Below are 12861 nucleotides of genomic sequence, written 5' to 3'. Positions count from 1 at the left end.
TAAAATCTGCACAAATAATCATTCACTGTGGAGTGCCTGGTAGTGAGGCAGCACCTCCCCTGAGCCTCAGTCGGCCGGGCGTCTCCCGGTGGTCTGCCGGGAGGGCCGGTGCTGTTGGAGGGCTGCGTACAACTCCCGCGTCTCCGCGCTGGGTTCCTCGTCGATCTCGGTGAGGACGGTGGTGAGGAGAGTGAGGGTGCGGGGGACGGCGTCGTGGTGGCCGAGGTGGGCCTGGAAGCGGGCGATGTCGCGGTAGACGGCTTCGTTGTAGCGGTCGAGGGTGCGTGCGTGTTCGAGGAGGGTGAGGGCTTCTTCGGGGTCGGTGGTGCGCAGGATGCGGACGAGGCTGCTGACGGCGTCGAGTACTCCGCGGCGGAGGGTTTCGCGGGGAGCGTCGGTCCAGTCCGCGGTGAGGTCGGCGGCGAAGTCGTCGGGGTAGAGGTCGATGGCGTGTTGCAGGGCGTGGCGGCGGTCGTGTTCGGGGAGGTGGTGGGTGATGGTGAGGGCGTGTTGGAGGTTCCAGAGGTCGACGGTGGTCCGGTGGGGGTCGAGGGCGTAGTAGCTGTCGGTGTGGGTGGTGATGTCGGTGACGGTGTCGTGGGTGGCGGTGCGCAGGGTGCGGCGTAGTTGGCTGACGGTGGCGTGGAAGGTGTTGGAGGGGCGGTCGGGCGGGGCGTCGGGCCACAGGGTGGTGGTGAGGGTTTCGCGGCGGGCGCCGTTGCGGTGGAGGGCGAGGTAGGCGAGGACTTCGCGTTGTCGGGGGGTGAGGGCGGCGGTGAGGTCGGTGGGGTCGCCGTCGTCGGGTTGGTGGAGGAGGCGGATGCGGCCGAGGACGCAGAGGTGGAGGGGTGGTGGGTGCTCGATGTCGTCGGCGTCTTCGGTGTCCGGGAGGTTCGGGCTGCTCCTGAGGTTCGTCGGTGTCGACTCGGAGGTCGGTGGGCGGGTCGGGTTGTCCTTTCGGGGTGGCTCGCGGCGCGGTGGGTCCGGGGTGCTGGGCGGGTTGGCGGGTGGCGGGAGGGCGGTGGTGTCGCGGCGACGTGGTGTTCGGAGCGGGATCACCGACGGGTTCTCGGAGACGGGGTGTTGGGGTGGTTGTGCTTGGTGGAGGAGGTGGAGCAGGTCGTGGGTGTCGGGGGCGGGGAGGGTGAAGAGGCGGGTTCCCGTGAGGGTGGAGAGGGACGTGCTGGTGGCGGCGACGATTCCGTCGGAGTGGACGTGGGCGGTGCCTCCGGGGGGCCATTGGCCGAGGAGGATGCCGGCGAGGCGGAGGGTGGAGCCGTTGTCGAGGACGGCTTGGAGGCGGTGTTCGGCGTGGGGCGCAGGGGTGGCGACGAGGATCAGGGCGCCGGATGGGGTGGAGTGGGTGCGGGTGAGGAGTTCGGTTTCCATCTGGTCGAGGGCTGCGTCGAGGTCGGGAACGATGTGGAGGGTGGCGGGGTGGCTGGTGAGGTCGCCGAGGAGGGTGTGGGCGTCGGGGGCGGGGATGATGAACTCCGTTGCGCCGTTGGGTGGTTGTGCGAGTGCGGTGACGACGAGGGCGCGGGCTGCGTCCGGGGCTCCTTGTCCGATGAGGCCGATGCCTCGGGTGCGGGCGAGGTCCAGGGCGAGGGTCTGTCCGTCTTTCACGCCGACGGGCTGGCCGGTCTCCGGCGGGCTGGCGGGGGCTTCGGCTTCGCCGGTGCTGTGCGGTGTCGCTTCGTCGTGGGCGAGACGGAGGGCTCGGACGACGGGGGCGAGGGTGAGGTCGCTGCGGTCGCCGCTTCCGGGACGGTAGCGGATGCGGTGGCGGCGGCGTGCGGTGAGGAGGGCGGCGGTGACGAGGCCGGCGAGTCCGATGCTGACGTAGGCGCCGGTGGGGAGGCTTATGCCGGGCTGCGCGTGGGGCGTCGGGGTATTCGTGGGGGGCGTGGGTGTGGTGGGGGTGGGTGAAGGGCTGGGTGTGGTGGGGGTGTTGGAGCGGGGTGGGGGAACGGGTGCCGGGGTGGTTTGTGCGGGGCGGTCGGGGAGGCGGAGTATCCAGCCGGGGCGGATCAGGTCGGGGTGGGTGAGGGTGTGTCCGTCGGGTTGGGGGCGGCCGTGGTTGAGGGCGTAGATCTGGGGCCAGCGGTTTCCGTCGCCGAGAGTGCGTTCCGCGATGCGCCAGAGGCTGTCGTGTATGCCGTCGCGGGGCGGGCGCACTTCCACCGTCCTCGTCGTACGGCGCTGTGCCTGCGTATGCGTGGGAGCTGTCGCGAGGACGTCAACCTTCTTTACCTGTAGGGACGTTGATACAGGCGTTGTGGTGGGAGGCTCTGCGACGGCGGGGCGTGCGAGCACCGTCACCAGGATCGCGCTGACCAGGGCTGCGGCGAGGGTGCTGAGGGGGCCGGTGCGCGGCAGGGCGGGGCGCGGGAGGACCCGGAGTTCGTCCAGGACGGCGCGGGTAATGTCGAGGAGGAAGGCTGCCCAGGCCGTCCACAGGAGGCAGGCCAGGGCGTTCAGCAGGAATGTGGTGCTCATCGGGGTGAGGAGGAGCGTCTCGATCTCCGGCCAGGTGGGGACCGTACGCGGGAGGGGCCGGCCGATGTAGTGAACGAGTCCCCAGGGGATACCGGCCACGAGGACCGTGAGCAGGCCGGTGGCGAGCAGGCCGCGCAGCAGCGCGATGCTGTTCCGTCCTTGTGGGTGCGACGGCCGGTTTCGGTGGGTGGGCATGGGCGGGCCTCGTCAGGGGTCGGGGGTGGTGATGCCGCGGACGGGGTGGGCGGTGCCGGTGGCGGTCACGGTGAGGGTGTCCAGGCCGATGAAGCGCAGGAGTTGGGTGGTCTGGTGGGCGGTGACGGTCACGGTGACGGTCGTGGTGGTGGCCGTGACGGTGCCGGTGTCCTTCGTGGTGGCGAGGTAGGTCCGGGCGAGGGTGCGGGCCTGGGTGGGGTCGAGGCGTACGGTGCCGTCGGTGCGGTAGGCGGTGAGGTCGAGGGCCTGGGCGCCGGCGCGGGCGGCTTCCTGGGCCTCGCCGAGCGCGCGGGTCTTCGCGGCGAGGGCGAGGCCGCCGTCGAGGAGGAGGCCGGCGAACATGATGATCGCGGCGGTGAGGATGACGAGGAAGGGGGTGACCTGGCCGTCGTCTGCGGTGAGGGGGCGTTTCATGGGGTGTCGTCCTCCGGCCCGCCGGGTCGTGGCATCCCTCCGGCCGCCTGACGAGGCATTGGCGTCCCGCACAATGGCGTCATGACGCGCTGGTTCCGCAGCTATTGGGCCGAGGACGACACCTGGTTCTACGTCGAGGCGGACGCCGGTGGCGGGGTCACCCGCCAGGTCGAACTGCGAGGTCCGCTTCAGAAACCGGTCGCCGCGGCGGCGTCGGTCGAGGAGGAGGCCGCCCGGCGGGCCGGAACTCTCGTCGGTTACGAGGCGACGTTCGGCGCCACGGCCGGGGTACCGGTCGGCGACTGGGACGGGTACGCGCCGCAGGACCTCACCGCCGAGGAGTTCGAGGCCGTCTGGGTGACCGCTCGGGCGGCCTGTGTCACGAGCGCTCGCGTCCGTTCGGCGCGCGGAACGTAGTACGCCGCTCATCGCCTGTCCCCCGCAGGGCGGTTCGTACGCCCCGGCGTTTCGGAGCGCGCGTCCCCGAGGGTTCTGGAGCGGTAGGTGTCGACGGGGGCGGCGAAGTCGGCGGTGAGGGTGATGGTGCCGGGGGCCTGGAGGAGGGCCAGGTCGTGGAGGCCGACGGTGCAGGTGACGGCGACGGTGAGGGTGGAGCCGTTGGTGAGGGCGCCCCTGGTGGTGACGTTCAGGTTCTGGCAGGTGATGCCGGAGTCGTCAAGGGCGGTGGCGGCTGTGGTGCGGGCTCGGGCTGCGGCGTCGGAGGGGGTGTCTTCGAGGGTGGCGGCGCGGGCGGCCTGGTGAGCGGCGGCCTCGATCCGCAGGAGGGTGTCGGTGATGCGTCCGCAGTAGACCAGGAACCACAGCGTCAGGAGCAACACCGGTGCGAGCAGGACGAGTTCAGCGGTCGCCGACCCTGCGTCGGGGGTGGGGCCGGCCCCGCGTCGCCGTGTCATGGCGCCGCCGGAGGGCGGAAGCGCTCGACGGGACCGAAGGCGTGGGTGCGCACGGGCAGGTGGAGGAAGGGGACGACGCCGGCGGCGGTGCCGGTGATGCGGACGTCGGCGCTGGCGGCCGTACGGGTCACGGTGATCCGTACGTCGCGCAGGGGCCCGTGGCCGAGTTGGCCGAGGACGCGTTCGGCCTCGCCGTAGCCGTTGGCGGCGGTTCCGTCCTCGACGCGGGTGGCGGCGAGGGCCTGGGAGGCGGTGGCCTGGGCGATGTGGACGGCGTGCCACCAGACGGTGACCTGCGCGAGCAGCATGACCAGGGTGAGCAGTACCGGCATGACGATCACCATCTCGGTGGTGACCGCTCCTGCGTCGCCGTTCAGCCGGCGTGCGTCGCCTCGGTGGTTCACGGGCCGACCGAGAACGTCACGCTCTTCGCCGCGGCGATGATGTCGGGCCCGAAGATCTGGACGACGGTGATGGCCAGGGCCGCGAGTCCGGCGATCCAGATGACGTTCTCCGTCGTGCTGCCCCGGTCGTCCTTCGCGGCCAGACGGCGCAGGAGGTGGCGGGTCAGGGGGGTGAGGGAACGCAGGGGCGGCATCGGCTTTCCCCTTTCCGGGTGTGGGTGGGATGTCGTCACAGGGAGCGGGTGAGCTGGGCGAGGGCGGGATAGAAGACGAAGAGGATGAACCCGAAGGCCATGAGGACGGCTGGCAGGGCCATGCGTTCGGTGGCGGCGCCCGCCTGGCCCTCGGCTTCGGCGGCGGCGCTGCGGCGCAGGGCGTCCGCTTTGGCGGCGAGGGATGCGCGGACTTTTGCTCCTTCGGTTCCGGCGAGGAACAGGGAGGCGGCGAGTTCGGACAGTTCCCGGATCTGGAGTTCCTCGCCGAGGTGTCCGAGTGCGGTCCAGGGGGAGGTGCGGGTGAGGCGGGCGGTGGTCAGCGCGTGGCGCAGGCGCCGGAAGGACCGGCCGTGTCCGATGTTCACGGCGTCGGTGAGGGAGCCTTCGATGCCGGTTCCGCCGGCGAGCAGGACGTGGACCAGGTTGAGGTAGGCGCTCAGCGCGTGCCGGAAAGCGGTCCTGCGGCGTCGGGCCTCGGCGCGCAGCAGCGCGTCCGGCAGGAGGAACCCGGCGACCGCGAAGGCCAGTGAGCCGGTCAGGGGGACGGTCCAGGACAGGGGCCGGCCGCCGGCCGCGAGGAGTGCTCCGACCAGGGCGGGGAGGAGGAGGCCGGTCAGTGCAAGGGCGGCTTTCTCCGCGAGGTGGGTGTCGGGCGGGCGTTCGGTGACGGCGAGGTCCTGGACGGTGGTGGGGCCCGGCAGTCCGGCCGCGCGCAGCACCGCGGTGAACGGGGTGCCCAGACGTACGGCCCAGCCTCCTTGTTCCTGGGGCGGGTTGAGGGGCGAGGCAGCGGCCGGGTGGAGGCGGGCGGTCAGAGCGGACAGGGGTGGACGCGGCGGGACGAGCCACACCAGCAGGGCCCACAGGCCCAGCCCGGTGCCGGCGGCCAGCAGGATCAGGGCGGTCACTCAGGTCACCTCCCGTGAAGCGGTCTGGCTCGTGCCCGGGGCGAAGAAGCGTTCGGGTTCTTCGATGCGGGCGATGCGGCGCAGCCAGGTGAGGGCGACGGTGAACAGGGCGCCGATGGTAAGCAGGATGATCTGTCCGGCGGGGGTGTCGTAGGGGGTGAGGAAGGCGGGGTTGAGGAGGACGAGTGCGGTGATGAACGTGAACGTGGTCGCGACGACGACGCGTTGGGTGGTGCGGATGCGGGTGCGGCCCGCTTCGATGCGGTGGCGCATCTCCACCTGTGCACGGACGGTCGCCGCCAACTCGCCCAGCAGGGGTGAGAGTTGGCGGGCCTGATGCCGGGAGGAGAGGATCAGGGCGGCGATCACGAGGTCGGCGGTGGGGTCCTGGAGATCGTCGGCGAGGTGCCGGAGAGCGGGGACGAGGGGTTCGCCGCGTTCCAGCCGGGTCGCGAGCGCGGTGACGTGGGGGCGGATCGCCTGGGGTGCGGCGGGGGCCGTGGCCTGGATGGTCTGTTCCAGACCGGCCGCGGCGGCGAGGGTGTCACGCAGCATCTCCGTCCACCCCGCGACCCCCTCGATGCGGGCGGTCCGCTCCCGCTCCCCCGTGCCCGCGCCGAGGAGATGCGGGAGGTTCCACGCGGCCATCGCCGCGAGCAGTCCGCCCGCGATCCAGCCCGTCACCACCCACGCCAGGAGCCCCGCCCCCGCAGCGGCCACCGTCCAACGCCCCGCATGCGGACGGGACGTACGCCGCCGAGGCAGGAGCCGGCCGGAGGGGGTGCGCCACGCGTGGACGACGAGGAGCAGGCCGCAGCCGATCCCCAGCCCCAGCAGTCCCAGTACCGGAGTGTTCATGCCCGGCGCCAGGCCCACTCGGACGAGTCGGCATGGACGGGGTCGAAGCCGACCGCGACCAGGTCCTCCAGCGTCTCGGTGCGCAACGGCACCCCGGGGATCGCGTGCAGGTCCGGACCCGGCCGGTAGATCTCGTTGGAGACGATCTGGCGTTCGTCGGCGTCGACGATCTCGCGGATCGAGGAGACGACGCGTTTGCCGGGCAGGCCGCGCGGGCGGTCGAGATGGACGACGAAGTCGACGCTGGTGGCGACCAGGAGATTCGTGGCCTCCAGAGAGAGACGCTCGGGCCCTTGGACAGCGTAGGCGGCGAGTTTCGTGAACGCGCCCCGGCTCGTGGAGGCGTGCAGGGTGCCCATCGAGCCGTCGTTGCCCTGGGACATCGCGTTGCACATCGGGATCACCTCCGGGCCTCGGACCTCGCCGACGATCACCCGGTCCGGTGACATCCGCAGCGCCCACCGCACCAGGTCCGCCGCGCTCACCTCGCCCCGGCCCTCGATGTTCGCCTCGCGGGCCTGCATCGCCACCACGTCCGGATGCGCCCGCTCGTCGGTGTCGAGGCCGAGTTCGAAGACGTCCTCGACCGTCACCAGCCGCTCCCACGCCGGGATCTCCGACGCGAGCGCGCGCAGCATCGTCGTCTTCCCGATCCCGGTCCCGCCGGTGACCAGAATGTTCTTGCGCGCGTGGACCAGGGCGGCGAGGAAGGATTCGAGGCCGATGTCGAAGGTGCCGCTCGCGCGGAGCTGGGCGAGGGTCGCGTGCTGGAGACGGTGCCGGCGGATCGACAACGACGGCCGCCGCGTCAGCGCCATCACCGCGAACGCCCTTTCCCCGCCCGGTAGTTGGAAGCTGACGCCGGGGCTGGCGCGGTCGAAGCGGCGTTCCTCGATCCCGCTGCGTGCCGCCAGGCTCCGGATCAGGTCGACGAGGTCGCTGTCGGAGACGACGACTGGCGGGAGACGTTCACGGCGGCCGTCGTCGTAACGGACGAAGACCCGGTCCCCGGTGACGTTGATGTTCTCGATCCGCGGGTCCTTCAGCAGCGGCTCCAGGCCGCCCGCGCCGAACATGTCGTTCAGGACCGTCGTGACGACGGCCTGTTCGACGTCCGCCGCCAGCGCCTCCTGGCCGGCGGTCAGGAGCATGCGGGTGTACTCCTCGACGGCGTCCCGCAGGATCTTCCCGGCCACGGCCGCCCGTTCCGTGTCGGGAATCGGCGGACGTCCGGCCTCCTCGTCGGCGCGCAACCGCTGCGTCAGCTCCTCCGCGAGGCGTTTGCGTAGGTGCAGGCGGAGGGCTTCGGCGGGAGGCGCGGTCTGTATCCGGCGCTCCCCCAGGCCGGGGGACATCGTGGGGCGGGCGGGAGATCCCGTGTGGTCGCCCGGGGGCGGGATGACGCCCCCGGCGGGAAGAACCCGGTAGGTCTTGTTCGGTTGGCTCATCGTGATACCTCGCTCCACGACGGTCTCGGATCGGTACGGTGCTCGGTCTGCTGGATACGCAGAGCCGTGGTCTGCTCCTGCGCCGCGGAGAGGGTGAACGAGGCGACGGTGTCGGCGAGTTCGGCCAGGGCGCGGCCCAGAGGCGTGCGGGACGGCGTCGTACGACGACCCGGTCGGCCGCCCAGGAGGGCGGCGCCCTTCGGGTCGTGCGGGAGGCGGGCGGTCACGGCGATGTCGAGTTCCCGGACGACCTCGTCCGTCGGGTAGCCGTCGCCGACCAGGACGAAGCACGCGCGCGGCACCCGGGACGCCGTCGCCGGCCACCGGGTCGCGACGTGAGCGAGAGCGTCGTCGTAGGCGCCGGACAGCAGGAGCAGCGCGTCGGCGCCCTCGATCACCTTCCACGCCGGGGAGTCGGGGTCGAGGCGACCGCAGTCGGCGATCACGACCGTGCCGGGACGGTTCGCCGCCCACCGCAGCACCTCGCTCCCCCGCCGGGTGAGCTGGGCCAGCGACGTACGGGCCTGCTCCGCGCCGACCGGGCCGGCCGCCACGGGAAGTCCTCCGGGGAGCCGCTGCGTGTGCTGCCACACCAGCCCCGGACCCGCCCGGTGGCGGGCAGCCGCCGCCAACGACACCACCCCCGAACCCGCCTCCAGGCGGAACCGAGCCAGGAGATCGCCCCCGGCCGGGTCGCATTCGACGACCACCGGATGCCCGCCCGACGGCCATCCGGCCGCCAGCCCCACCGACGTGGTCGTCACCCCCGGGGAGCCCTTGAGGCTTCCCACCGCCACCAGAGTCACGGGCCGTCCCCGTGTTCCATCACGACGCTGAGCTGTCCCGCCGGCGCCGCCGCGAGCTCGCGGGCGTCGGCCTGGACAAGGAGGAGGGACAGCACCGTGATCTGCCCGGTGGTGTCGGCGTGCACGTCGGTCACCGTCGCCGACCACGCCGTCGGCGGCGAGGACGACGCGTTCGCGGAGCCCTCGGCGGGGACCAGGACGACGCTCACCCGGCTGCCCGGCTCGACCTCGGGCGGGACCTGTCCCGCCTTCAGCGCGACCGCCGCCACCGACCGGCCGGCGGGCGGGACTCGCGCCGGGCCCAGCACGTCCTTCGTCAACGGGGTTCCGGCGGGAAGGCTGTAGGCGACCGGACGGCCCACGACCGACGACCGTGAGCGCACCGAAATCAGCGCCATCCCCTCGACCGACGCGCTCCCCTCCCGCAGATCCCGGCCCGACAGTACCTGACCCACCGTCACCGGACGGGCCAGCACCAACACCGGCTCCCGCTCCCCCACTTGGGTCGCCACCACCACGCCGCCCGCGGTACAGCCCAGCACCAGGAGCACACCCACCAGCAGATAGGGCAGCCGCCGTGGACGCGACACCCCGGCCAGGCGCGCCGACGGCCGTCCACGGCCCGCCGGCGGGCTGTCACGCCCGGGACGGTCGGGACGCGGGAACGTTCGGGTGTTCGCCAACGGGTGCCTCCCGGCACAGAGGTGTCCCCTACTCCGCGCGCACGGCCCGGAGAGCGGGAAAACGGATGAGTTGTCCGGCGGTCAGCCGCCGCTGCTGTTGAGGGCCTGGCTCTCCGCGACACGGAACTCCGCGCCCGACTCGGTCGTCAGCCCGGGGAACACGCCGCTCTCCCCCGCACCGGACCAGTTCACCGTCCAGCGCACCGTCGCCGCCACCGCGTACGCGTCGTGCGGACGGCCGGCGGACGACGCGCGGTAGGTGTAACCACAGTCCGGAGAAGCGCTCTTCGGGTCCACCGCCGCGTCGTACGCCGTCCCGGGACCCTCACACGTGACCGAACCGCCGTCCCCCATCGACCACACCACCGACACCGGCCTCGCCACGGCGGTCACCGACACCCCCGGAACCGACGCCGTCGCCGACACCGCGCCCCACACCCCCCGCTCCAGCCACAACCACGTCGGCAAATCCACCAACTGCTCCGCCACAGGGCTCGCTTCGATCTGCGGGGACGGCAAACGGAGCTGCTCGCGCGCGATCTGCGCCAACTGCTCGGGCGACGGCTGCGGGGCATCGCCGTCCTCCTGCGGGCCATCCGGAATCCAGACCGGCGGACGGTACAACGCGTCCCGCACACCTCCCGCCGCGCACTTGTACACGTACCACGCACCGGCCCCACCCAGCTTCGGCTCCGCCACCGGCCGCCTCACGCTGTACGCGACAGCCACCACTCCCCCGCCGCCCGCCCCGCCGTCGTACGACGTCCGCACCACGTTGAGCGGCGGCTCGAAGTCACTGCGCTCGTACGAACACGACGCCAGATTCAGGTCCGGATTCGACGATCGCGGGAGCGTCCGGTCGCTGCCCCCGTCGGTTGTTCCATCCGGTCCGGTGGCCTCTCGCCTCCGCTGGGGAGGTTGGCCTTGCCCCGGGTCGCTCCCCGCTCCGAGTTCGCATCCGGGGCTCGGGCTCTGGCCGCATTGGACCGACCCCCACCAGTCATCGCCCACGGCCGGAGTCACGGCCGCCAACACAGCGACCAGCGCGACGCTCACAACGCCGAGGGTCCGCGTCAGCACGACCCCACCGCCTCGACCGCGAACCGTGCCACCTTCCAGCCGCCCGCGCCCTTCTTCACCTCGGCGGTGATCGCGCGTCGCCCGCCGGGCGTGTCGTCCGCGAGTTCGCCGCTGTCCCTGCGGTACTTCAGCCAGTTCGTCGAGTCACCGCAGTCAGAGATCAGCACTTCCCTCGGGTTCTCCTCCGGCTCCGCCGAGATCACCTTCGGGTAGTTCTTCGGCTCGCCCTTTGTCACCAGGCCGTTGCGGTGATCCGCGTACATGCTGCGCGAGATCACCGAGAGCGCGTCCCCCGTCGTGTATCGCGCCAACTTCGGGGACTTCCAGTCCGACGTTCTCGCCACCTCGGCCACATCCCGCCACATCCCCACGTACGCCGCCGACGCCCGCTCACGCGCGACCTTCGCCAACGACACATCAGGAGAGGAAGCGGGAGCCGACCTCGCAGGCGTTCCCCCTCCACCCGATGCGCTCTCCCCCGCCGACGTACAGCCGACGACCAGCAACACCAACGCCGCCGCACTCGCCCACTTCACGGACGTACACGTCCCTAAGACAGCCACAGCTCGTCACCTCCGAACGATGCGGATCGCCGTCAGACGTACCGGCGTTCCCAGATCTACCGTGCGTTCCCGTTCACACTGCAAGGTGAGAACGGGACCTCAACGGATTCCGGTCTTGTTCGCGCGGATTTCGACCGCTTGTCCACCGGCACGGAACCCTCCCTCGGGCCCGGCTCATCCAGTTTGCTCACGCGACCGTTCCCTGATCCGACCGTTTCAGAGACCACCCGGGTCGGCCAGCCCGCGTCTCCGGCGCACGATCGTCAGGAGATCCTCTTCGTGTTCGACCGCCCACTCCCCGACCGGCGTAAGGGCGTCCAGGAGTGCGCGGCCGGCCGGGGTGGGGGTGCAGCGAGCGGTGGAGGCGATCTGGCCGGGACGGGGGCGGTGAACAGCGAGTCCGGCGTCCACGAGTCGGTGAAGGGTGTCCCAGAACACCTTCTCCGACAAGGAACGGCCCTTGGTCAGGTCGCGGTTGCGGCCGACGCCCGCGTTCACGGCCTCCGTGACAGCGGTGGGACGCTGCGCGCCGTGGTCCAGCTGGCAGAGAACGGCAAAGGCCCAGCGAGTCCGAAGTACCCCAAGCGCCAAGCCTGTTGCACGCCGAGACTCCTGCTCGGGCGTCAAGACCTCCGCAGCAAGACGAAGTTCATCGCCTCCGCTGTTCCGCTGTTGATGCCGACGGTGCCGTAGCAGCGCGAACGTCAGGTGCTCACGCCGATCGGTCGCCCATCCGGACACCCTCCAAAGGGAGTTCAGCAGTTCCCTGCCCGCCTGCGTCAACTCCTCCAGATCGGAGCCTTTCCCACCACCGGGATCGGCATGCCTGGTGAGCAGGAGCCCTTCGGTCTCCATCTGCCGCAGCCTCGCCAGAAGGACGGGAGCACGGAGAACGTACGGACCCACGAGTTCCGCGTTGCGCGCCGCCCCGGCGTTGATGCGGAGCAGGAGCAGACCGCTGGGCAGCGGGCCGTCGAGGAGGGCGACCAGGACCGAGTAGGTCCAGCGATTCCGGAGCAGCTCGAGGGTCATACCGATCCCTCGCTGTCTTCGCACGTCCGCGTCCATCAGGGTCCGCTACTCCGCTGCGGTGTTCAGCGTCGCCCAGACCACCCGTCCGCCGCGTCCGTTCTCCGACGGGACCGTGCCCCAGTGCCGGGACATGGCTTCGACCAGCATCAGCCCCCGACCTCTTTCCCAGTCAGGCATGGGGAGTTGAGGGGTCGGGACGGCGCACCCAGTGCCGTGGTCCTCCACCTGGATCAACGTCTGATGTCCGGTGGCGGCGAGGACGCAGGTGACGGTCCGGGTGTCGGTGTGGACGACGGCATTGGTAATCAACTCGCTCACCACGAGGGCCGCCGCTTCGCGGCTGTCGGACGCGAGGTGCCAGGTGCCGAGTACCTGCCGGACGTATCGACGGGCCTCGGTCACGCACTCGGCGGTGGCCGGCAGATCGAAGTCAACTCGGTTGGCAGCGTTGAGGAGTTCGAGAGGGGGACCTCCCGAGGCGGTGCTCTCGGAGATTGCCACGGCTGGTTCCTAACGGAAGTCGAGGACGGCCGTAACCGTGCGCTGCCCGGACCTCCCGGTGTTCGCGGTCAGGATCGGTCGACGGCAGCGGGGCTCGTGGGGGTTCGCCGAGGAGCAGGTGTGCACGGCGTCGGCGAAGAGCCTCAGGCACGGCATCCGAATGGTGGAGTCACCCGTTGTCGACTCACGACGGCCACCGCATGCGGTCGGCGCGCGTCACGGAACAAAGACGACTCCGGTCGCGCCGTCACTATGCGCGCCCCACCCGCCTCTTGGCAACACATCACTCCGCACAGTGCACAGAATTCGTGTGCGCCCTG

15 protein-coding genes are annotated in these 12861 nt (G+C 71.4%); 1 reads left to right on the top strand and 14 read right to left on the bottom strand.

Annotated features, from left to right (window positions below; translation table 11 throughout):
• Positions 1–66: 66 nt before the first annotated feature.
• Positions 67–2694, bottom strand: a complete 2628-nt coding sequence (locus ABZX85_RS47325; protein ID WP_355884374.1) for a winged helix-turn-helix domain-containing protein — start codon at positions 2692–2694, stop codon at positions 67–69.
• Positions 2695–2706: 12 nt separating this feature from the next.
• On the bottom strand, positions 2707–3129 hold the full coding sequence (locus ABZX85_RS47320) for a pilus assembly protein TadG-related protein (RefSeq protein WP_355884372.1): 423 nt from the start codon (positions 3127–3129) through the stop codon (positions 2707–2709).
• Positions 3130–3210: 81 nt separating this feature from the next.
• Between ABZX85_RS47320 and ABZX85_RS47315 the strand changes: the two genes are divergently transcribed.
• On the top strand, positions 3211–3546 hold the full coding sequence (locus ABZX85_RS47315) for a hypothetical protein (RefSeq protein ID WP_355884371.1): 336 nt from the start codon (positions 3211–3213) through the stop codon (positions 3544–3546).
• 8 nt (positions 3547–3554) lie between these two features.
• On the opposite strand, the gene ABZX85_RS47310 is transcribed toward ABZX85_RS47315, so the two are convergent.
• The 12 genes from ABZX85_RS47310 to ABZX85_RS47255 form a co-directional block, all read right to left on the bottom strand.
• A complete protein-coding gene (locus ABZX85_RS47310) occupies positions 3555–4043 on the bottom strand; it encodes a TadE/TadG family type IV pilus assembly protein (RefSeq protein WP_355884369.1) in 489 nt (162 codons plus the stop codon).
• On the bottom strand, positions 4040–4447 hold the full coding sequence (locus ABZX85_RS47305) for a TadE family protein (RefSeq protein ID WP_355884367.1): 408 nt from the start codon (positions 4445–4447) through the stop codon (positions 4040–4042). The genes ABZX85_RS47310 and ABZX85_RS47305 overlap by 4 nt, the downstream gene beginning before the upstream one ends.
• Entirely contained in the window at positions 4444–4641 is a 198-nt protein-coding gene (locus tag ABZX85_RS47300) for a hypothetical protein (protein ID WP_355884365.1), read from the bottom strand. The genes ABZX85_RS47305 and ABZX85_RS47300 overlap by 4 nt, the downstream gene beginning before the upstream one ends.
• Before the next feature lie 35 nt (positions 4642–4676).
• Positions 4677–5570, bottom strand: a complete 894-nt coding sequence (locus tag ABZX85_RS47295; RefSeq protein WP_355884363.1) for a type II secretion system F family protein — start codon at positions 5568–5570, stop codon at positions 4677–4679.
• Positions 5571–6428 (bottom strand): type II secretion protein F, encoded by an 858-nt coding sequence (locus ABZX85_RS47290; RefSeq protein WP_355884361.1) that lies wholly within the window; start codon positions 6426–6428, stop codon positions 5571–5573. It lies immediately after the preceding gene.
• Entirely contained in the window at positions 6425–7876 is a 1452-nt protein-coding gene (locus ABZX85_RS47285) for an ATPase, T2SS/T4P/T4SS family (protein ID WP_355884359.1), read from the bottom strand. Before ABZX85_RS47285 ends, ABZX85_RS47290 begins: the two co-directional genes overlap by 4 nt.
• Positions 7873–8667: a hypothetical protein gene (locus tag ABZX85_RS47280; protein ID WP_355884357.1), complete on the bottom strand. Its 795-nt coding sequence runs from the start codon at positions 8665–8667 to the stop codon at positions 7873–7875. Before ABZX85_RS47280 ends, ABZX85_RS47285 begins: the two co-directional genes overlap by 4 nt.
• An 11-nt stretch (positions 8668–8678) precedes the next feature.
• Entirely contained in the window at positions 8679–9365 is a 687-nt protein-coding gene (locus tag ABZX85_RS47275; RefSeq protein ID WP_355884355.1) for a hypothetical protein, read from the bottom strand.
• Positions 9366–9446: 81 nt separating this feature from the next.
• Positions 9447–10136, bottom strand: a complete 690-nt coding sequence (locus ABZX85_RS47270; protein WP_355884353.1) for a hypothetical protein — start codon at positions 10134–10136, stop codon at positions 9447–9449.
• 302 nt (positions 10137–10438) lie between these two features.
• A complete protein-coding gene (locus tag ABZX85_RS47265; RefSeq protein WP_355884352.1) occupies positions 10439–10861 on the bottom strand; it encodes a hypothetical protein in 423 nt (140 codons plus the stop codon).
• A gap of 363 nt (positions 10862–11224) precedes the next feature.
• A complete protein-coding gene (locus ABZX85_RS47260; RefSeq protein ID WP_355884350.1) occupies positions 11225–12040 on the bottom strand; it encodes a hypothetical protein in 816 nt (271 codons plus the stop codon).
• A gap of 45 nt (positions 12041–12085) precedes the next feature.
• On the bottom strand, positions 12086–12541 hold the full coding sequence (locus ABZX85_RS47255) for an ATP-binding protein (protein WP_355884348.1): 456 nt from the start codon (positions 12539–12541) through the stop codon (positions 12086–12088).
• Positions 12542–12861: the final 320 nt, after the last annotated feature.

The organism is Streptomyces sp. NPDC004539, from assembly GCF_040610055.1.
Taxonomy (GTDB): Bacteria; Actinomycetota; Actinomycetes; order Streptomycetales; family Streptomycetaceae; genus Streptomyces.
Note: the sequence above shows the minus strand (reverse complement) of the source record. Positions and strands in the feature narration are given on the sequence as shown.

What these genes read in the sequence shown, in the direction of transcription:
- ABZX85_RS47325 (WP_355884374.1), bottom strand. Translation starts at nt 2,694, where the DNA reads ATGCCCACCCACCGAAACCGGCCGTCGCACCCACAAGGACGGAACAGC.
- ABZX85_RS47320 (WP_355884372.1), bottom strand. Translation starts at nt 3,129, where the DNA reads ATGAAACGCCCCCTCACCGCAGACGACGGCCAGGTCACCCCCTTCCTC.
- ABZX85_RS47315 (WP_355884371.1), top strand. Translation starts at nt 3,211, where the DNA reads ATGACGCGCTGGTTCCGCAGCTATTGGGCCGAGGACGACACCTGGTTC.
- ABZX85_RS47310 (WP_355884369.1), bottom strand. Translation starts at nt 4,043, where the DNA reads ATGACACGGCGACGCGGGGCCGGCCCCACCCCCGACGCAGGGTCGGCG.
- ABZX85_RS47300 (WP_355884365.1), bottom strand. Translation starts at nt 4,641, where the DNA reads ATGCCGCCCCTGCGTTCCCTCACCCCCCTGACCCGCCACCTCCTGCGC.
- ABZX85_RS47290 (WP_355884361.1), bottom strand. Translation starts at nt 6,428, where the DNA reads ATGAACACTCCGGTACTGGGACTGCTGGGGCTGGGGATCGGCTGCGGC.
- ABZX85_RS47285 (WP_355884359.1), bottom strand. Translation starts at nt 7,876, where the DNA reads ATGAGCCAACCGAACAAGACCTACCGGGTTCTTCCCGCCGGGGGCGTC.
- ABZX85_RS47260 (WP_355884350.1), bottom strand. Translation starts at nt 12,040, where the DNA reads ATGACCCTCGAGCTGCTCCGGAATCGCTGGACCTACTCGGTCCTGGTC.